The sequence below is a fragment of the Lysobacter sp. Soil_N_51 genome (assembly GCF_057655755.1).
Genome location: NZ_JBDGLR010000002.1, coordinates 84440 through 104066, shown reverse-complemented (window position 1 = coordinate 104066; position 19627 = coordinate 84440). Strand labels below are relative to the sequence as shown.

The following is a 19627-nucleotide window of genomic DNA, read 5'->3' as shown; positions in this document are numbered from 1 at the left end:
ACCGCCGACGGGGCGACGAGCGGCGCCGCAACCCCCTGGCGCGTTGCGACCGGAATCACGAAACTATCGGCCGTCCGTTTTGCCCCTACTCGCAAGGATCGCGTCATGCCGTACCTGGGCCTGGGTTTGCACGTCATCGTCGCGCTGTGTTTCGCCGTGCACGTCGTGCGCAGCGGCCAGGACCGCTACTGGCTGATGATTCTCTTCATGTTCCCGCTGCTGGGCAGCGTGGTCTACGGCGTGGCGATCTGGCTGCCGGACCAGCGCCACACCCGTCACGGCCGCGCCTTGGCCGGCAACGTGCGGCGCCTGCTCGATCCGGGCCGCGAACTGCGCGAGGCGCAGGATGCGTACGAAACCGCGGCCACCACCGACAACCGCATGCGTCTGGCCGATGCGTTGCTCGGCGCCGGCCGCGCCAGCGACGCGCTGCCGCTGTACCGCGCCGCGCTCAGCGGCATCCATCGCGACGATCCGCAGATCCAGGTCAAGCTCGCGCACGCGCTACTGGAAGCCGGCGACGCCGCGCAGGCGCGTCAGACGCTGGAGGACTTGATCGCGCGCAAACCCGATTTCCGCTCGCCCGAAGGCCATCTGACCTATGCGCGCGCAGTCGCGGCGGGCGGCGACAAGGCCAAGGCGAAGGAAGAATTTGAGGCGCTGGTCGGTTACAGCAGCAGCTTCGACGCGCATGTGCACTACGTGGAATGCCTGATCGGCTGGGGCGAACTCGGTCGCGCGCGCGAGGTGTGCGAGCAGGCGCAGACGCGGGCCAAGCGCTTGCCGGCGTATGCGCGGCGGATGAACAAGCCGGCGCTGGATAGGCTCAAGGAATTGGGCAAGCGCGCGCAGAGCATGTAGGGCGAGGCGATTTGAGCGAAAGGCGTCGGGGCTGAAGCCCCTCCCACAAAAGACCTCGCGGCGACGCAATCTTTTGTGGAAGGGGTTCCTTTTGAAAGCAGTTCCTCCCAGATGAAGACGGCGCCGCTGCGAGGTCTTTTGTGGGAGGGGCTTCAGCCCCGACGCTTTTGTTTCAGCTCGCCGCGCCACCACCCAACAATTCCCCCAGCCAGTCGCGCACGCGCTCCAGCCGCCCGCTGCCCTGCGCCTCGGGCAACCACGCCAGGTACAGGCGCTTGACGTGCGCCGGATACGGCGAAGGCAACACACGCAATTCGCCGCTGGCCAATCGGTCGGCGATCAGGCGCGGATACATCAGCGCGATGCCCTGTCCCGCCAGCGCGGCGCTGATCGCCGGCATCGGCGAGGACAGGCTCAAATGCGGCAGCGGCCAGGTCGTCGGATCCTCGCCGAACCACGCCGGCCAATCGTGACGCCAGCCGTCGCTGACCACATGCAGCACGCGCACGCCCGGCGTCGCGTCCTGCCACCAGCGCCGCGGGTCCAGGCGCGCGATCAACTCGGGCGACGCCACCGGCAGCAAGGCTTGCTCGAACAGCAACTCGCCCTGCAGTCCCTGTTCGCGCGGATCGCCGTGCATCAGCAAGGCGTGGATGCGGCTGTGGGCCAGATCCGCTGCCGCGGCCGGACAGAACAGTTGCAGGTCGAAGCCGGCATCGGCGCCGAATTCCTCGATCCGCGGCAACAGCAGGCTCACGCTCAGGCTGGTCGGCGCGCCCAGCACCAGCCGCCGGCTCTCGTCGCCACGCAGACGCAGGCGCGCGGTCGCCGCTTCGATCTGTTCGAAACCGGCGATCAAGGCCTCGCCGTACTCGCGGCCCAGCGCGGTCGGCCGGGCGCGGCCGCCGCCGCTGCGGTCGAGCAGGCGCAGGCCGAAGGCTTCCTCCAGGTGCTGGACGTGCTGGCTCAGCGCGGCGTGGCTCAGGTGCAGGTGTTCGGCGGCGCGGCGCATGCCGTCGTGGCGGATTACGGCGGCGAAGGCTTGCAGGGCTCGCAGGGGTGGCAGGCGTCTGGGGTTATGGTCGGCTGTGGTCATTTTTACTTACCACTATGGTGGGTTTTGTAGATTTTTAATGGCGGCTTGCAGGTCTATCTTTACCATATGTCTGCTGCCCCTCTGATTGCCTCGGCTGTACGTTCGCCGTCCCGTCCCTTGGTTGTTCGCGCCGGCCTCATGGCCTCAGCCTCGATCTGCCTCGCCTTGCTCGGGCTGCTCAGCCGCTACACCCGCGGCCTGCCGCCGGAGCTGGTCACCTGGCTGCGGTTCGCGATCCCCGGCTTGATCCTGGTCGGGCTGGCCCGGCGCGAGGACTGGCGCGCGGTGTGGTCGTTCGCCGACCGGCCGGGCTGGGTGCGCGCGGTGGCGGTGATCGTGTCGCAGGGTTGTTTCGTGCTCGCGGCGATGCGCGGCGACCTGCTGCACGCGGTGCTGCTGTACAACACCGGGCCCTTGTTCATCCCGCTGATCGCGCGCGCCTGGCTCGGCGAACGCTTGCAACCGGCGACCCTTTGCGGCCTGGCGGTCGGCTTCGCCGGCGTGCTGGTGGTGCTGCAGCCCGGCCGGCACGGGCTCGACGCGAACGCGCTGGTGTCGTTGTTCGGCGGTTTCGCGATGGCCGCCTCGCAGGTGCTGTTCTACCGCAGCGCCCAGCATCAGCCGCCGTTCCGCACCCAGTTCAAGCTGTATCTGCAGGCGGCGATGATCGGCCTGCCGCTGGTGCTGCTGGCGAGCTGGCGCATGCCGGCGCAGCCGTTCGCGGTCGAGCCGCCGCTGGTGTTGCTGCTCGCGTTACTCGGCATGGCCGCGTGCAGCCTCGGCAGTCAGTCGCTGCGCGACCTCGCCTATCGCGGCATGGACAACGCCTCCACACTGGCTCCGCTGATGTATGTGGCGGTCCCGGTCAGCGCGGCGCTGGACTGGCTGCTGTTCGGGCATGCGGCGCGCGCGGCGACCTTGATCGGTGCGGCGCTGATCGTGGCCGGCGCGATCGCCGCGCTGCGCGGCAATCGTCGCGCGGCGCCGGTCGCCGCGAATCCGAATCCCGGTGGTCCCGCATGAGCACTGCGACTGGAGATGCTGGGGACGGTGGCGCGGGTGGTGGCTGCGCGGGACGTGCGGTTTACCGGGTGAATCGGTTGCGGGATTGGGCGCGATGCGGGTCGATTGGATTCGCTGGGATCTTGTGGGTAGAAGCGAATCCCCCCTGCCCCCCCCTTTTGCAAAGGGGGGAAAAGCACGGGAGGGCGTGACCACCGGTTTGGTACGGATGCGCTCAGAGAACGCATCTACCGGCGACAAGCCGAACCTCAGTACGCAAATTCCTTGAACACCGGATCCACGCTGCCGCCCCAGGCGCCATGGAACAGCTCGAGCTTGCGTTCGGCCGGGCTCTTGCCCATCGCGACGAACTCGGTCAGCGGCTCGAGATAGATCGATTCGTCCGCGCCGTTGTGGTTCAAGCGCGCGCGGCGCTTCAAACCGTGCGCGGAGATTTCCAGCGCGCGCCGCGCCAGGTCCAACACCTTGCCGTCGCGGAACGGCAGGTGGAAGCCGTGCTGCGGCACGCCGTCGCGCAAGGCGTGGCGCTCGGCCGGAGTGAAGTCGAGCACCAGGTCCCAGGCCGCGTCGAGCGCATCGGCGTCGTACAGCAGGCCGACCCAGAACGCCGACAGCGCGCAGATCCGGTTCCACGGGCCCGAGTCGGCGCCGCGCATTTCCAGATACTTCTTCAGCCGCACTTCCGGGAACGCGGTGGTGGTGTGATCGGCCCAGTCCTTCAAGGTCGGGCGCTGGTTCGGATACGCCGGCAGCTTGGCTTCGAGGTAGTCGCGGAACGACTGCCCGGCCGCATCGATATAGGTGCCGTCGCGGTACACGAAGTACATCGGCACATCGAGCAGGTAATCGACATAGCGCTCGTAACCGAAGCCGTCCTCGAACACGAAATCGAGCAGGCCGGTGCGGTCGCGATCGGTGTCGGTCCAGATGTGCGAGCGGTACGACAGATAGCCGTTCGGCTGGCCTTCGGTGAACGGCGAATCGGCGAACAGCGCGGTCGCGATCGGCTGCAACGCCAGCGACACGCGGAACTTCTTCACCATGTCGGGCTCGTCGCGCACGTCGAGGTTGACCTGCACGGTGCTGGTGCGGGTCATCATGTCCAGGCCGAGCGAACCGACCTTGGGCATGTAGTCGCGCATGATCTTGTAGCGGCCCTTCGGCATCCACGGCATGTCGTCGCGGCGCCACTTGGGCTGGAAACCCATGCCGAGGAAGCCCAGGCCCATCGGCTCGGCGACGGTGCGCACTTCGCGCAGATGGGTCGCCGCCTCCACGCAGGTGTCGTGCAGGGTCGCCAGCGGCGCGCCCGACAACTCCAGCTGACCGGCCGGCTCCAGCGATACCGAGGCCTCGTCGCGGGTCAGCGCGATCACCCGGCCTTTTTCCTCCACCGGCGTCCAGCCGAACTGGACCAGGCCCTTGAGCAAGGCCTCGATGCCGCGATCGCCGTCGAAGGTCGGCGGCCGCAGATCGTCGGTGCGGAAACCGAATTTCTCGTGCTCGGTGCCGATCTTCCAATCCGACTCCGGGCGCACGCCCGAGGCCAGGTAATCCACCAGCACGGCGCGCGCGCCGCCCTTGATGTCGGGAATCTCGAGATCCTTGACCTGGCTGGGACCGGACACATCCACCTCGCTGAGAAAAACCTGCTGCAAGGCACTATGCCCTGCTCGCGCATCGCTGCGCGGATTGCGCGCCCGCCAACCCAGCGGACGCGGCCGGCGCCTCGACGGGCGAGGACCGGCGCAAACCTGACGACCTGCATTGCCTGGGTTTCGGGTCTGGATATGCGGCACCTGCCCTACAATCGCAAGACCCCCGGCAGTGTAGACCCCGCCTTGCACCGAACAACGTCCGCCTTGCAACGCTATGGTGCGGCCTTGCCACTGGCGCTGGCGTTGCTGTGGCTGATAGCGCCGGGCGCGCGGGCGCAGGCCGCGGCGGCGACGCTCGAACGCGGCAACGGCCCGGAGCCGAGCACGCTGGACGCCCACCGCTGCCAGGAAGTCGCCTGCGGCAACGTGCTGCGCGACCTGTACGAAGGCCTGGTCACCGAGGACGCGCGCGGCCGGCTGATCCCGGGCATGGCGCAGCGCTGGTCGGTCTCGGCCGACGGCCGCAGCTGGACCTTCACCCTGCGCGAAGGCCTGCAGTGGAGCAACGGCGAGCCGATCGACGCGCACCAGATCGTCGCCAGTTTCCGCCGCGCGTTCGCCCCGGCCACCGCCGCGCCGTTCGGCGAACTGTTCGACGCGCTCGACAACGCGCAGGCGGTGCAGGCCGGCAAACTGCCGCCGGAACGGCTCGGCGTCAGCGCGAGCGACGCGCGCACCCTGGTGTTTCGACTGAATCGCAGCGCCGGCTTGCCGGCCTTGCTGACCTTGCCGATCGCCTTCCCGGTGTACCTGCCCGCGGTCGAACAGTACGGCGCGCAACATACGCGGCCGGGGCGATTGGTATCGAACGGCGCGTACCGATTGGCGGCGTGGACGCCGCAGGCCAACCTGGTGGTGGAGAAGAATCCGCGTTTCCACGATGCCGCCGCGGTCGCGATCGAACGCGTGCGTTTTCAGGTCACCGAAGACGCCGCCGCCGAACTGCAACGCTTCGCCGCCGGCGACCTGCACATCACCGAGGTGGTGCCGCCGCAGCCGTTGCCCGCCTTGCGCAAACGTTTCGGCACGCAGTTGCGCTTGTCGCCGTACCTGGGCGCGTTCTGGCTCGGCATCAATCTGACCCGCCCGCCGCTGCGCAGCGCCGCTTGCTCGACGCCGCCCTGCGACGACCGCGAACTCGCGCTGCGTCGCGCGCTGACCCTGGCGATCGATCGCGACAAACTCACCCGCTATGTCACCGGCCTGGGTGAAACCCCGGCCTACGGCATCGTGCCGCCGGGCATCGCCGGGTATACGCCCGCGGCGATGCCGTGGCAGTCGTTGAGCCAGGCCGAACGCGAAGCGCATGCGCGCGCACTGTATCGGCATGCGGGTTATTCGGACGACAAACCGCTGGTGATCGAACTGCGCTACAACACCTCGACCCCGCACCGTCGCCTGACCCTCGCGGTCGCGGCGATGTGGCGGCAGACCCTCGGCGTGCAGGTGCGGCTGCGCAACGAGGAATGGAAAGTGTTCGTGCAGAACCGAAAGCAGCGCACCATCACCCAGGTGTTCCGCGGCGGCTGGATCGGCGATCTGGCCGATGCGCGCAACTTCCTCGCCGCGTTCGGCAGCGACGGGCCGTTGAACTGGATGGGCTACGACGACGCCGGTTATCGCGAACGCCTGGCCAAGGCCGATGCCGCGCATTCCGAAGCGGCGCGCAATGCCTGGCTGCGCGCGGCCGAGCAGCGCCTGTTGAACGACAACGCGGCGATTCCGCTGTATTTCTACAGTTCCAAGCATCTGGTCGCCGACAACGTGCGCGGTTTCGAAGCCAACGCACTCGATCGCCACGCCAGCCGTTGGCTGAGTCTGTCGCCATGAGCGCATCGCCATGACCACGCCGCAATCGCGCAGCCGCCATCCCGAACGTCACCGCTCCGAGCGCGTGGGCTGGCTGCGCGCGGCCGTGCTCGGCGCCAACGACGGCATCGTCTCGATCGCCGGCCTGGTGGTCGGCGTCGCCGCCAGCGGCGCATCGCCCGGCGCGATCCTGACCAGCGGCATCGCCGGCACCGTCGCCGGGGCGATGTCGATGGCGGCCGGCGAATACGTGTCGGTGCAGTCGCAGGCCGACACCGAACGCGCCGACATCGCGGTGGAACAGCGCGAACTCGACGACGATCCGCAAAGCGAACTGGCCGAGCTCGCGCGCATCTACGTGCAGCGCGGATTGACGCCGGAACTCGCGCACGAAGTCGCGCAACAGCTGACCGCGCACGACGCGCTGGGCAGCCACGCGCGCGACGAACTCGGCATCACCGACACCTTGCGCGCGCGGCCGGTGCAGGCCGCGCTGACCTCGGCAGCGGCGTTCATCGCCGGCGCGGTGCTGCCGATCGCCGCGGTGCTGCTGGCGCCGGCCGGCCGGACCGAGGCGGTCGCGATCCCGATCACCTTGATCGGCCTGTCGATCTCCGGCGCACTCGCGGCCTGGACTGGCGGTGCGCCGGTGCTGCGCGGCGCGCTGCGGGTCGCGTTCTGGGGCGCGCTGGCGATGGCCGCGGCGAGCCTGGTCGGCCGACTGTTCGACGTGCACGTCTGATGCGCGCCGATTCCTTGCCCGCGCGCTTCGCCTCGCGCCTGCTCGAAGCGCTGGTCACCCTGCTGTTGCTGGCGACGCTGTGCTTCGCCCTGCTGCGCGCCGCGCCGGGCGGCCCGTTCGACACCGAGAAAGCCGCGCCGCCGGAAGTGCAGGCCGTACTCGACGCGCAGTACCGGCTCGATCAATCGCTGCCGATGCAGTACCTGGGCTGGCTCGGCGACGCGCTGCGCGGCGATCTCGGGCCGTCGTTCCAATACCCCGACTACACCGTCAATCAGCTGATCGCCAACGCGTTGCCGGTGTCGGCCTTGAACGGCGGCCTGGCGCTGCTGCTGGCGGTGCTGATCGGCGTCAGCGTCGGCGTGTGGGCGGCCTTGCGCGCCGGCGGCTGGACCGATCGCGCGCTGATGCTGCTCGCCGGTCTCGGCCTGGCGGTGCCCAAGTTCGTGGTCGCGCCGCTGCTGGTGCTGTTGTTCGCGGTCACCTTGCACTGGCTGCCGGCCGGCGGCTGGGGCGACTGGAACAACGTGGTGCTGCCGGTGATCGCGCTGGCCTTGCCGAACATCGCTTACTGCGCGCGCCTGACCCGCGCTTCGATGCTCGACGTGCTGTCGGCCGACTACCTGCGCGCGGCGCGCGCGCGTGGTTTATCCGATACGCGCTTGCTGTTCGCGCACGCGCTCAAGCCGGCATTGCTGCCGGTGGTGGCGTGGCTGTCGCCCGCGCTGATCAACGTGGTCACCGGTTCGGCGGTGGTCGAGCAGGTATTCGGCATCCCCGGCATGGGCCGCTATTTCGTCCAGGGCGCCTTGAACCGCGACTACACCCTGGTGCTCGGCGTGGTGCTGGTGATCGGCGCGCTGATCGTGGCGATCAATGTGGTGGTGGATGCGTTGCGGGGGTGGATGGATCCTCGCTGAAAGCCGGGATTCGGGATTGGAGATTCGGGATTCGGGGGTAAAGCCGGCCACGCCGCCTTGAATCTCGAATCTCTAATCCCGAATCCCGTGCCAAACTCGCCACCATGCGCAAGAAGTCGAAAGCCACCTCGCTCGACATCGCCCACCTCGCCGGTGTGTCCCAGGCCACGGTGTCGCGCGTGCTCAGCGGCAGCACCCTGGTCAACGCCGAGACCCGCAAACGGGTCGAAGCGGTGGTGCGCGAGCTCAATTACAAGGTCGACCGTCACGCCTCCAGCCTGCGCCGGCAGCGCTCGGGCACCTTGGCGATGCTGCTGTTCGAAGACCCGACCCCGGACGAATCGCACATCAACCCGTTCTTCCTGTCGATGCTCGGCTCGATCACCCGCGCCTGCGCGCGCCACGGCCAGGACTTGCTGATCTCGTTCCAGCAACTGTCCGACGACTGGGCCGGCGACTACGAAGACAGCATGAAGGCCGACGGGCTGATCCTGCTCGGCTACGGCGATTACCTCGCGTATCAGGGCAAGCTGCAGAAACTGGTCGAGCAAGGCACCCGCTTCGTCCGCTGGGGCGCGGTGTTGCCGGACCAGCCGGGCCTGTCGATCGGCTGCGAGAACATCGGCGGCGGCCGACAGGCCGGCGCGCATCTGGTCGCGCTGGGACGCAAGCGGGTCGCGTTTCTCGGCGACGCGTCCACCCACTATCCCGAATTCCTCGATCGCTTTCTCGGCTGCGAGCAGGCCTTGCACGACGCCGGCTTGGTGATGGATCGCGCCTTGCAGGTCGACGCCGAAAGCTCCGAAGACGCCGGCCACGCCGCCGCGCGCGAATTGATCGCGCGCGCGCTGCCGTTCGACGCGGTGTTCGCGGCGAGCGACCTGATCGCGCTGGGCGCGATGCGCGCGCTGACCGAAAGCGGGCTGCGCGTACCCGAGGACGTGTCGGTGATCGGCTTCGACGATATCCCGATGGCGCGCTTCGCCCATCCGCCGCTGACCACGATTTTTCAGGACACCAAGCAGGCCGGGGAGCTGTTGGTGGATACGCTGATGACCTTGGTGCGGGGGGAGGCGGCGGAGAGTATTCGGTTGCCTACGGCGTTGGTGGTGCGTAAGTCGTGTGGGGCGGAGTGAGGTGGGCCGACAGGCTCTTCATTAGTCACCAGCCTCGACAATCCTACCTACCGTCATTCCCGCGAACGCGGGAATGACGATCTGGTTGGACCGCGCTGAAGTCACCGGATTCCCGTCTTCGCGGGAATGACGATACAAAACATTCGTCGGGACTTGGCAATTTGCAGATGCAAGCGCCGCAATCAAACAGCGCACTCAACGCCGCCGCGCACGCCCCATCGCGCGATCCAACGCCACACGCAGATCCTCGCGAACCACGGGCTGATCGAGAACATAAACCTCAACCCCATGCGCCGGCACCGACGCGCGAAGCATCCCACCCTCGGCCACGTCCATCTCGCCCCCACCCAGCGCCGCGCGCCAACGCCCGGCCTGCAGATACTCGCTTACCTCGAAGCGCGCCGCCGCATCGCCCTTGTTGAGCAGCACCAGGGCGATCTGCGATTGCCCGGCATGCTCGTACACCCGGTAGAACACCGCCCGGTCGCCGCGCAACTCAACATTCAACTGCAAGCCGCGCTGCAACGCCGGCGAAGCTTCGCGCACCTTCGCGATGCGCTTGAGCGATTCGCGAATCGGATTACCGCGCGCCGCGTCGACGCGCGACTGGCCGAAATAATTGCGATTTCCCGCATGCTCCGCGCGCCCGCGCTCGAAGCCGACCTCCGAGCCGTAATAGATCACCGGTATCCCGCGCGCGGTGAACAGCCAGTGGTGCGCGTCGATGAAACCCTCGTCGCTGGCATCCAGGCGCGGCATGTCGTGGTTGTCGTAGAACGTCATCAGCTCGTACGGGTTCGCGTACGGGCCATCGGTCAGATACAGCCGCTCGGTCAGCAATGCGAAATCGCCGCGCTTGCGCCCGAACACCTCGGCCATCCGCTCCTTGAGCGGGAAATCGAGCACGCTGACCCCGCCGTTGCTCGCCCAGGTGAACGGCGCGATGTTCTCGGCCTTGTAGTCGAAGGCCTCGCCGAACATGAAAAAGCCCGGCCGCTTGGCGCGGATGCGGTCGGAGAACCGCTTCCAGAACGCCGGCGGCATGTGTCGGATGGTGTCGATGCGGAACGCGTCGGCGCCCTGGTCGATCCATTGCGAGTACGCGCCGACGAAGTAATCCAGCACCGCGGGATTGGTGTCGTCGATGTTCGAGAGCTGCACCAGATCCTTTTCGTTGTGGAAGAACCGGTGCAACGGGTTATCAGCGGGATCGAGTTGGTCCGGCGCGAGATTCTGATGATCGGCGACCAGCACGCCGTCGCGATAGATCTCGCCGTACTTGGGCTGATCGACCGGCATGGTGAACGACGGCGAGCCGTGATTGGCGACGATGTCGAGCACGGTCTTCAGGCCATGGCGCTTGAGCCCACGGGTCAGTCCGGCGAAATCCAGATCGCGGCTCGGCAGATGCTCGTCGAGCCGATAGAAATCCACGCCCCAGTACCCGTGATAACCGGTCTTGCCGCGATCCTGGAACGCACCGCCCCAGGTCACCGCATCGCCGCCGGTGAAAGCCTGATCGGGATTGTCGACGATCGGCGTCAGCCACACCGCGCTGAACCCCATGTCGCGGATGTAACTAGCGTTGTCGAGCAGACCTTTGAAGTCGCCGCCGAGGTAGCCGATGTTGTCGCTTTGTCCGGGTGGTCCGCCCGCGACCGGACGATCGAAGGTCCGCGTCGCCGGGTCCGGCCCGCCCTGCTCGCGCTGGTCGTTGCTGGTATCGCCGTTGACGAAACGGTCGGTGACCACGAAGTACACCGCGTCACTCGCCATCGGCTCCAGGGTGCCGTAGTAATCGCGCGCAGGTTTCGCATCGCGCGCGCCATGCGCGCAGGCCGCCAGCGTCAGACTCAACAGCGCGATCGTAAGCGTCTTCATGCGCGCGCCTGCTCGGCAGCGACCGGCTCCGCAGCCTGACCGGGTTCGCGCACCCACAACACGCACAGCCCGGCCAGGAACAGGCTGACGCCGCCAATCACCAGCGCCATCGCCGGCTGTCCGCCGAACAGATGCTTGAGCAGAAAGCCCAGCAGGCTCGCCGCGACCAGCTGCGGAATCACGATGAAGAAATTGAAGATGCCCATGAACACGCCCATCTTCGCCGCCGGCACGCTGTCGGACAGCATCGCGTACGGCAGCGACAGGATCGAGGCCCAGGCGAATCCGACCCCGAGCATCGACAGCAGCAGCCATTGCGGATCGCGGATCAATGCGATCGAAATCAAGCCGGCGCCGCCGAGAAAGACGTTGAACAGATGGCTCCAGCGCAGGCCCCAACGGCGGGTCATCGGCGGGATCACGATCGCGGCCAGCGCGGCGAAGCCGTTGTAGGCGGCGAACAACACGCCGACCCAGTTCGCGCCCTCGTTGTACGCGGCCGAGGCGGTGTCGCTGCTGTGGTAATGCAGTTGGGTGACCGCCGGCGTGGTGTAGATCCACATCGCGAACAAGGCGAACCAGGAGAAGAACTGCACCACCGCCAGGCGCAGCATGGTGGTCGGCATCGCCGCCAGATCGTCCATCACCGACGCGAAACCGCCGCTGTCGCCGACCACGCCGCGCAGCGCCAGCGCCAGCCCGAACGCGGCGATCAGCGCGGCCAGCACATACAACTGCTTGTCCCAGCCGAGCATCGAGATCGTGGTCGCGACGATGGCGCCGACCACCATCCACGACGCGCCCAGCAGCAGGCAACGCACGCGGTCGCGATTGGGTCGCGCCAGCACCGGCGCTTCGTCGAAGGCGTGCAGTTGCGCCGGCGGATATTCGCGCGTGCGCAGCACGGTCCAGCCGACCGACAGCAGCAGCACCGCGCCGCCGAAGTAGAACGCATAGCGCACGGTGTCGGGCACTTCGCCCGGTCCGGCGGTGTTGCCGACGCCGAAGTGGGCGAGCGCGAACGGCAGCAGGCTGGCGATCACCGAGCCCACGCCTATGAAGAAGCTCTGCATCGCATAGCCGCTGGCGCGTTGCTGTTGCGGCAGTTGATCGCCGACGAAGGCGCGGAACGGCTCCATCGAGATATTGATCGAGGCGTCGAGGATCCACAGCAGGCCGGCGGCGATCCACAACGTCGGCGAGTTCGGCATCGCGATCAACGCCAAGGTCGCGAGCACCGCGCCGATCAGGAAATACGGGCGGCGGCGGCCGAGGCCGGTCCAGGTGCGATCGGACAGGTAGCCGACGATGGGCTGCACGATCAGGCCGGTCAGCGGCGCGGCGATCCACAGCATCGGGATGTCGTCGATCGGCGCGCCCAGGGTCTGGAAGATGCGACTGACGTTGGCGTTCTGCAACGCGAAGCCGAACTGGATGCCGAGAAAGCCGAAGCACATGTTCCAGATCTGCCAGAACGAGAGCTGCGGCTTGCGGGACGGGGCGCTGGGGTCGCGGCTATCGGTCATGGCTGGATACTGGCATGGGATGAGGCGACGGGCTGGCGCTGAGGAGCAAAGTCAAAAGCGAATCCCCCTCAATCCCCCTTTTGCAAAGGGGGAAGACAAGCGGTTGCGACGCGGTCTTCATCCATCCGCGTGCTGTTCCCCCCTTTGAAAAAGGGGGGTTAGGGGGGATTTGCTCTCACCCACCAGCTGCCGCAACCGATCAGAACTGCGACGAGAACCGCACCCCATACATCCGCGGCGTATTCAGATAGCGAATATTGGTCGCGTTGTTGACGAAGCCCTTGCCCGAATACACCTCGTCGGTGAGGTTGGACACGAAGCCGTCGATGCGGAACTGATTGTCGCTGCCGAAATTCAGGCCGGCCGAGACGTTGACGGTCATGAAGCCGTCGACGTCGTCGCGCATCGCCATACCGTTGGCCGGGCCGCCGCCCGCGGCCGGGTTGGAGCCGTTGTTGAACGGCATGTCGCGCAGCGGGATCTCGATCACCCGGCCGTTCGCGTCCAGGCCGAAACCGCGGCTGTTGAACGCGGTCAGGTAGTAATCGGAGCGGTAGGTCAGGTTGATCGTCCAGTCGAACGAGGACAGCGCGCCGCGGCCGATGTCGATGGTCTGCGACAGGCTGACGTTGGCGTTGTACTTCGAGGTGTTCGGCAGGCGGTTGCCGTCCAGCGGCACGATCAGGCCCAGACCGCCCGAACGCGTGTCGAGTACATTCGACTCGTCGAAGGTCGCATCCAGGTAGGTGAAGTTGTAGCCCAGGTTGAAGCCGTACGGCAGACCGACCCGGCCTTCCAGTTCCAGGCCCAGCACGCTGGCGTTGGCGGCGTTGTCGTTGAACACCTGACGGCTGGTCGCGTTGGGATTGGTCGGGGTCGGCGCCGGCACGTCGATCAGGTTCTGCAGCACCTTGTTCTTGTAATCGTAGTAGAACACCGACGCGTTCAGGCGCACCGGGGTCTCGCCCCAGACGTAATCGCCCTTGATGCCGGCTTCGTAGGAAGTCAGCTCTTCGGGTTCGAAGGTCGGCGCCAACGCGCTGCCGTCGTTGAGCAGCAACGGCCGGTTGATGCCGCCCGAGCGGGTACCGGTCGACACGGTGCCGTACACCATCACCTGCGGATTGATGTCGTACTCGAAGCCCACGCGCCAGTCGACGTAGCTGTCCTTGTAGACGTCTTCGCTGCGGCCGTTGGGGAAATCCGAACGCGCGATCACCTGGATCTGGTCGCGGTTTTGTTGCAGGAACTGCTGCCAGTTGTCCTGCGCGCCGAAGTTCTGGATGCCGCCGAGGAAATAGTCGAGCGTGTTGCCGCCGGGGCCGCAACGCAGATCGGCCGGACTCCAGCCAGTGCAGATGCTCGGAGAGCCGCCGCCGCGATTGCCCGGAGGCGCCAGGCGAAAGCCCGGCGAACCCAGGATCAGGCCGGTGGTGTAGGGGTTGGTCGCAGTGTTGATCGGCTGGCCGGTGAACTGCGCGAACAGTTCCTCGGGAATGATGAACTGGTATTTGACGTTGGATTCGCGCGCGATCTTCTTGTCGCGGGTGTAGCGCACGCCGCCGATCAGGCGCAGCGAATCGGTCGCGGCGAAGCTGAAATCGGCATAGGCCGCATTCGATTCGACCTTGGAGTTGTCGCCGCGGTTTTCGCCGCCCAAACCATCCTGATAACCGCAGATCGTGCCAGGACGCCACCAGTCGCAATCACCGAAGTAGCCGTTGCCGACGTCCCACGAGGTGTAGTCGTACTTTTCTTCGTAATTGAACAGGCCCGCCGACCAGATCACCCGGCCGGTGTCGCCGAAGAAGCGCAGTTCGTTGATGGTCGAGCTGGACTTGTCGGCCTGGTAGAAGGTGTCGTACCAGTCCAGGCGCTCGGGATTGAAATAGGCTTCGCGCTCGGAGCCCGGATACACCGGGCCGAGCTGCCACTCGCGCGAGGCGTTGCGGTTGTAGAAATCGTACTTGCGGTACGAGGTGTTGAACTCGACCGAGACCTTGTCGTTGAAGGCGTAGGTGAAGGTGCCGGCGATGCCTTCGATGTCGTTGGTGGTCTGGCCCTGGGTGCGGAAGTACTGCTTGAACGGATCGTCCAGGTCCTTGATGTCGTAGCCCGCCGACAGGCCGCGCTCGGCGAACAGGCCCGGGTCGCCGGTGCCGCGCTCGGTGACCTTGTCGAGCATCACGAACGCGGAGAACTTGTCGTTGGGCTCCCACAGCATCGACAGGCGCGCGGCCTGATTGTCGAGCGCGCCGGGGCCTTCGGCATCGAACAGCGACTTGGGGTAACCGTTGCTGATGTAGGAGGAGCGCTCCTCGTCGAACAAGGCCGCGCGCAGCGCGAAGGTCTCGCCGATCGGCAGGTTGAGCACGCCCTCGGCGTTGGTGAAGTCGTAATTGCCGGCGCCGATCTTGAGCCCGCCGCTGGTCACGCCGAGTTCCGGGCGCTTGGAAATCACGTTGATCGAGCCGCCGGTGGCGTTGCGGCCGCGCACCGTGCCCTGCGGACCCTTGTTGACCTCGATGCGGTCGACGTCGAAGAACATCGGCCCGATCGAGCGCGGACGCGGCAGGTAGATGCCGTTGTAGTAGGTCGCCACCGACGGATCGGAGGAGAAGTCCGAATCGGCCGCGCCGATGCCGCGCAGGAAGATTTCGTACTTGCCTTCCTGCTTGGTGATCTGCAGTCCGGGCACCACCGCCTGCAGGTTGCGGAAGTCGGTGTTGATGCCGAGCTTGGCCAGGTCCTCGCCGCTGAACGACTGGATCGTGCCGGCGTATTTCTGGATCGACTGCACGCGGCGGTTCCCGGTGACCTGGACCGCGTCGAGTTCGTGCGCGGCGCTTTGTGGTTCAGCCTGCGCGGCTGCGGGCGCAGAGTCCTGCGGCGCCGGCGCATCGGCCGCCCACACCGTCCACGAACTGCACAGCCCCAGCGAGGCCAGGGCCATCGCCAACAGATGGCGATTGAATTGCGATTGCGGCGTGGCCGGCTTGAGTCTCGACATGCTCCCCTCCAGAAGCGCTGTGTGTCGTCCGCGCGCGCACTGCGGCGCGCTGCGGTTGCCAGGGCGGCGTACGCCCTCGGTCTGAGGCGCATGTTAGGCAAGCGATCGCGCCCGCAGCGGGTTCTGCATACGTATTCATGGGATGAAGTCGCATTCATGTCGCACTTCGTCTGGCGATTGAGGGGTGAATACGTATGCACAGGCTCGGGGCGCGCCGGTTCGCGGCGGTAAGCTGGCGTGCATCGCGGCAGTGCAGCACGAAGACCGCAATCGAATCAGGGGCGTCACTTGTCAGCCGTCAGCCTTTCCACCGATCCCTCCCCGCGCGATGACCTGTGGTGGCGCGGCGCGGTGATCTACCAGATCTACCCGCGCAGCTTCCGCGACCTCGACGGCGACGGCGTCGGCGACCTGCCCGGCATCATCGACAAGCTCGGTTATGTCGCCGACCTGGGCGTGGACGCGATCTGGATTTCGCCGTTCTTCAAATCGCCGATGGCCGATTTCGGCTACGACATCGCCGATTACCGCGCGGTCGATCCGCTGTTCGGCAGCATCGACGATTTCGACCGGCTGTTGGCCAAGGCGCATGCGCTGGGCCTGAAGGTAATGATCGATCAGGTGCTCAGCCACACCTCCAGCGAACACGAATGGTTCAAGCGCAGCCGCGAAAGCCGCGACAACGACTACTCCGATTGGTACGTGTGGGCCGACGCGCGCGAGGACGGCACCGCGCCGAACAACTGGATGTCGCTGTTCGGCGGCGTGGCCTGGCGCTGGGAACCGCGCCGGCAGCAGTACTACCTGCACAACTTCCTGTCGTCGCAGCCGGATCTGAATTTCCACAACCCGGCGGTGCGCGCGGCGGTGCTCGAAAACGTGCGCTTCTGGCTCGAACGCGGCGTCGACGGCCTGCGCCTGGACGCGATCAACTTCTGCTTCCACGACGCGCAACTGCGCGACAACCCGGCCAAGCCGCCGGCGCAGCGCGTGGGCCGCGGCTTCAGCCCGGACAATCCGTACGCGTTCCAATACCACCACTACAACAACACCCAGCCGCAGAATCTGGCCTTCCTCGCCGATCTGCGCGCGCTGCTGGACGAATACCCCGGCGCGGTGGCGCTGGGCGAAATCTCCTCGGAAGACTCGCTGGCGACCATGGACGAATACACCCGTCACGGCCGCCTGCACATGGGCTACAGCTTCGAACTGCTGACCGACGATTACAGCGTCGCCCACATCCGCGACACCGTGCAGCGGCTGGAAGGCACGATGCGCGAGGGCTGGCCGTGCTGGGCGATTTCCAATCACGACGTGCAGCGCGTGGTCACGCGCTGGGGCCGCGGCGCCAGGCCGGCGCATTTCGCGACCATGCTGAGCGCGTTGACCTGTTCGCTGCGCGGCTCGGTGTGCGTGTATCAAGGTGAGGAACTCGGCCTGCCCGAGGCCGAGGTGCCGTACGAATCCTTGCAGGACCCCTACGGCAAGGCGTTCTGGCCGACCTTCAAGGGCCGCGACGGCTGCCGCACGCCGCTGCCGTGGGACGCGAGCGAACGCGCCGGTTTCAGCACCGGCGAGGCGTGGCTGCCGATTCCGGCCAGCCATCGCGGGCTCGATGTCGCCACCCAGCATGCCGATCGCGATTCGATGCTCAATGGCTTTCGCCGTTTCCTGAGCTGGCGCAAACGCCATGCCGCGTTGCTCGATGGCGCGATCGCCTTCGTCGACAGCGCCGAGCCGGTGATCGCGTTCGTGCGCGGCGAAGGCAGCGAGGCGATGCTGATGGCGTTCAATCTCGGCGACGGCGAGGCCAGCGTCGAACTCGGCGCGATGGCGGACTGGCCGGTCGATTCGGGACACGGCCTGCCGCAGGGCCGGGTCGTCGACGGGCGGCTGATCCTGCCGGCCTACGGCATCTACGCGGCGCGCGCCGGCCGCTGATCGGCGCAACGGCTCCTACTGCGCGCGGCGGCTGATCGCGGCGCGGCCTTCGTGCGTCGCGCCATCGCGCCGATGCATACTTCGCCTGCGCGAGCGCGTCGCCGCGCGCCAGGGGGAATCGATGCAGATCGTGTATCACGCGGCCCATTCGGCCGACGCGCAGCTTGTGCGGGGATTGTTGGCGCAGGAAGGCATTCAATCGTTCGTGTTCGGCGGCGCGCTGGAAGGCGGCGCGGGGCTGTTGCCGGTCGGCGGTTCGGTGCGGGTCGAAGTGGCGGACGAACATGTCGCCAAGGCGCGCGCGATCATTGATGAGTGGCAGGCGGCGGCGGTGCCGGCCGACGATGTTGAGGACGAATCGGCCGACGACGGATTCAACGACACGGCCGCGGTCAAGCCCGACGACGATCCCAACCTCTACAAACCGCTGCATCGCTCCAAGCCCGTACCCAGCCGCTTCGGCGTGCCCAGCCTGGTGCTCGCGCTGGTCGTCGGTGGCGTCATCGGCGCCGTGCTGACCGCTGCCGCGAAACGGCCCGAACCGTTCACTGGCCGCTTCGATTTCGATGGCGACGGCAAGACCGATGAAACGGTCTTCTACAGCAATGGTCTGCCCGAGCGCGTGGAGACCGACCGCAACCGCGACGGCAAGATCGACCAGATCGTGTATTACGAAGATGGACTGACCTCGACCATCGAACGAGACGACGACTTCGACGGTTATCGCGAAGGCAAGGGCGCGTATCGCCACAACCAGCTGTCGAGCTACACCATGGATTACGACGGCGACGGCGAGCCCGAGTACCGCGATCGAGCCTTGTTCGACGTGGTGCAAGTCCAGGAATGGCAGGACAAGCAGGGCCGGGTCATCAAGCGCATGCGCTATGTCGGCAGCCGCTTGGTCGACGATCAACTCGACCGTGATGGCGACGGTGTCATGGATATCGAGCGTCGTTACGATCCGATCGGCGAAATCACCACGACGCGTTCGTTGCCTCGGCCCTGAGACGGTCGCGACGTTTCCGCGCCGCGACGCAACCGCTGACGATCGCCATCAATGCGTCGGGACCGCGCGTCCCTCGCGCGGCGTGACGCTCGTCGGCGGACGCACCGGCGTGAGCGGACGCACCGGCGCGGTCCGCGACGGAGCCGCCAACGTATCCAACCGCTTCTTCGCCCCGCTATTGCCCAGATCGGCCGCTTTCTTCAGCACGACCTTGGCTTCCTCGATGCGGCCCTGGCCGACATAGATCTCGCCCAGGCCGCTGAGCGCGGTCGCGCGGGCCTTGGGATCGTCGGCCGGCGCGTCCTTCACCGCCTGGGTCAGGGTTTGCTGCGCGTTGGCCAGTTGGCCGCTGGATAACTGCTTCCAGCCGCACAGGGTGGCGTCGCCGCCTCCTTCGCACGGGTCCTTGCCGGCGCTGGACGCGGCGGCGATTTCCTCGGCCAGTTCCTTGGGCTGGCTGGCCAGCGCGGCGCTGCCGAGCGCGTTCTGCAGTTGCTGATTGTTCTGCTGCAGGCCCTTGACCGTCTCGATGATCGAATCGACCGAGATGTTGATGCTGCTGTTGTTGTCGGCGACCCGGATCGGCGCGTTCGGCGCCAGGGTCTGGCCGCTGTATTCGATCACCGGGTCGGGCAGCTTCACCGCGGCGAAACGCGGCGAGAAGGTCAGGTAGACGTTGGGCACCACGCGTTCGCCGCTGCGCCAGCTCTTGAGCGTGTCGAAGCCGATCATCGCCACCACGACGATGGCGCCGATGCCCAGGTACCAGCGCACGTTCTTGTTCTGTTCGGCGTTCTTGGTCTTGAGCAGCGCATACGCGCCGTAGGCGAAAAACAGCAGCGCGGTGCCGTAGGCGCCCGCGGCGAGAATGGTTTGCGGATCGGTGATCGTGTCCATGCGGTCTAGCGTCCTGAGCCGGGGCCTGCACGCGCAGGCCGGGTCTTCGCGCAGTGCGCGAAGGTCCTTGAGTCACCCAGTCAGTAACGCGAAGCGTGGTACGAAAGCGGCCAGCGGTCAC

14 protein-coding genes are annotated in these 19627 nt (G+C 66.8%); 8 read left to right on the top strand and 6 right to left on the bottom strand.

Annotated elements, in window-relative coordinates; all coding sequences use genetic code 11:
• Nucleotides 1-105: 105 nt before the first annotated feature.
• Nucleotides 106-861 carry a tetratricopeptide repeat protein gene (locus AC3A4T_RS03470; protein ID WP_487674113.1) on the top strand — a complete coding sequence of 252 codons (756 nt, stop codon included), beginning with the start codon at nucleotides 106-108 and terminating at the stop codon, nucleotides 859-861.
• A gap of 172 nt (nucleotides 862-1033) precedes the next feature.
• On the opposite strand, the gene AC3A4T_RS03465 is transcribed toward AC3A4T_RS03470, so the two are convergent.
• Nucleotides 1034-1957, bottom strand: coding sequence for a LysR family transcriptional regulator (locus tag AC3A4T_RS03465; protein WP_487674112.1), 924 nt, complete (start codon nucleotides 1955-1957; stop codon nucleotides 1034-1036).
• 138 nt (nucleotides 1958-2095) lie between these two features.
• Here AC3A4T_RS03465 and AC3A4T_RS03460 point away from each other — a divergent pair, with 138 nt between their 5' ends.
• The gene (locus AC3A4T_RS03460) at nucleotides 2096-2980 is read left to right on the top strand and encodes a DMT family transporter (RefSeq protein ID WP_487674111.1); all 885 of its coding nucleotides are present in this window, start codon (nucleotides 2096-2098) and stop codon (nucleotides 2978-2980) included.
• A gap of 248 nt (nucleotides 2981-3228) precedes the next feature.
• Here AC3A4T_RS03460 and AC3A4T_RS03455 read toward each other — a convergent pair whose 3' ends face one another.
• Nucleotides 3229-4608 (bottom strand): glutamate--cysteine ligase, encoded by a 1380-nt coding sequence (locus tag AC3A4T_RS03455; protein WP_487674110.1) that lies wholly within the window; start codon nucleotides 4606-4608, stop codon nucleotides 3229-3231.
• 234 nt (nucleotides 4609-4842) lie between these two features.
• On the opposite strand from AC3A4T_RS03455, the gene AC3A4T_RS03450 reads away from it, so the two are divergent.
• From AC3A4T_RS03450 to AC3A4T_RS03435, 4 genes are all read left to right on the top strand, one after another.
• Nucleotides 4843-6468 (top strand): peptide ABC transporter substrate-binding protein, encoded by a 1626-nt coding sequence (locus AC3A4T_RS03450; RefSeq protein ID WP_487674109.1) that lies wholly within the window; start codon nucleotides 4843-4845, stop codon nucleotides 6466-6468.
• Nucleotides 6469-6478: 10 nt separating this feature from the next.
• Nucleotides 6479-7189, top strand: a complete 711-nt coding sequence (locus AC3A4T_RS03445; protein ID WP_487674108.1) for a VIT1/CCC1 transporter family protein — start codon at nucleotides 6479-6481, stop codon at nucleotides 7187-7189.
• Nucleotides 7189-8109 carry an ABC transporter permease subunit gene (locus AC3A4T_RS03440; protein ID WP_487674107.1) on the top strand — a complete coding sequence of 307 codons (921 nt, stop codon included), beginning with the start codon at nucleotides 7189-7191 and terminating at the stop codon, nucleotides 8107-8109. The genes AC3A4T_RS03445 and AC3A4T_RS03440 overlap by 1 nt, the downstream gene beginning before the upstream one ends.
• Nucleotides 8110-8213: 104 nt before the next feature.
• On the top strand, nucleotides 8214-9245 hold the full coding sequence (locus AC3A4T_RS03435; protein ID WP_487674106.1) for a LacI family DNA-binding transcriptional regulator: 1032 nt from the start codon (nucleotides 8214-8216) through the stop codon (nucleotides 9243-9245).
• A gap of 195 nt (nucleotides 9246-9440) precedes the next feature.
• Here the strand turns inward: AC3A4T_RS03435 and AC3A4T_RS03430 are convergent, their stop codons facing one another.
• The 3 genes from AC3A4T_RS03430 to AC3A4T_RS03420 form a co-directional block, all read right to left on the bottom strand.
• Nucleotides 9441-11126, bottom strand: a complete 1686-nt coding sequence (locus tag AC3A4T_RS03430; RefSeq protein ID WP_487674105.1) for an alpha-amylase family glycosyl hydrolase — start codon at nucleotides 11124-11126, stop codon at nucleotides 9441-9443.
• Nucleotides 11123-12652: an MFS transporter gene (locus tag AC3A4T_RS03425; protein WP_487674104.1), complete on the bottom strand. Its 1530-nt coding sequence runs from the start codon at nucleotides 12650-12652 to the stop codon at nucleotides 11123-11125. Before AC3A4T_RS03425 ends, AC3A4T_RS03430 begins: the two co-directional genes overlap by 4 nt.
• A 199-nt stretch (nucleotides 12653-12851) precedes the next feature.
• Entirely contained in the window at nucleotides 12852-15662 is a 2811-nt protein-coding gene (locus AC3A4T_RS03420; protein ID WP_487674103.1) for a TonB-dependent receptor, read from the bottom strand.
• A 288-nt stretch (nucleotides 15663-15950) separates the two neighbouring features.
• On the opposite strand from AC3A4T_RS03420, the gene AC3A4T_RS03415 reads away from it, so the two are divergent.
• Both AC3A4T_RS03415 and AC3A4T_RS03410 read left to right on the top strand, forming a co-directional pair.
• Nucleotides 15951-17603 (top strand): alpha-glucosidase, encoded by a 1653-nt coding sequence (locus AC3A4T_RS03415; protein ID WP_487674102.1) that lies wholly within the window; start codon nucleotides 15951-15953, stop codon nucleotides 17601-17603.
• Between the two features lie 121 nt (nucleotides 17604-17724).
• Entirely contained in the window at nucleotides 17725-18609 is an 885-nt protein-coding gene (locus tag AC3A4T_RS03410; RefSeq protein WP_487674101.1) for a putative signal transducing protein, read from the top strand.
• 48 nt (nucleotides 18610-18657) lie between these two features.
• Here AC3A4T_RS03410 and AC3A4T_RS03405 read toward each other — a convergent pair whose 3' ends face one another.
• On the bottom strand, nucleotides 18658-19506 hold the full coding sequence (locus AC3A4T_RS03405) for a tetratricopeptide repeat protein (RefSeq protein ID WP_487674100.1): 849 nt from the start codon (nucleotides 19504-19506) through the stop codon (nucleotides 18658-18660).
• Nucleotides 19507-19627: the final 121 nt, after the last annotated feature.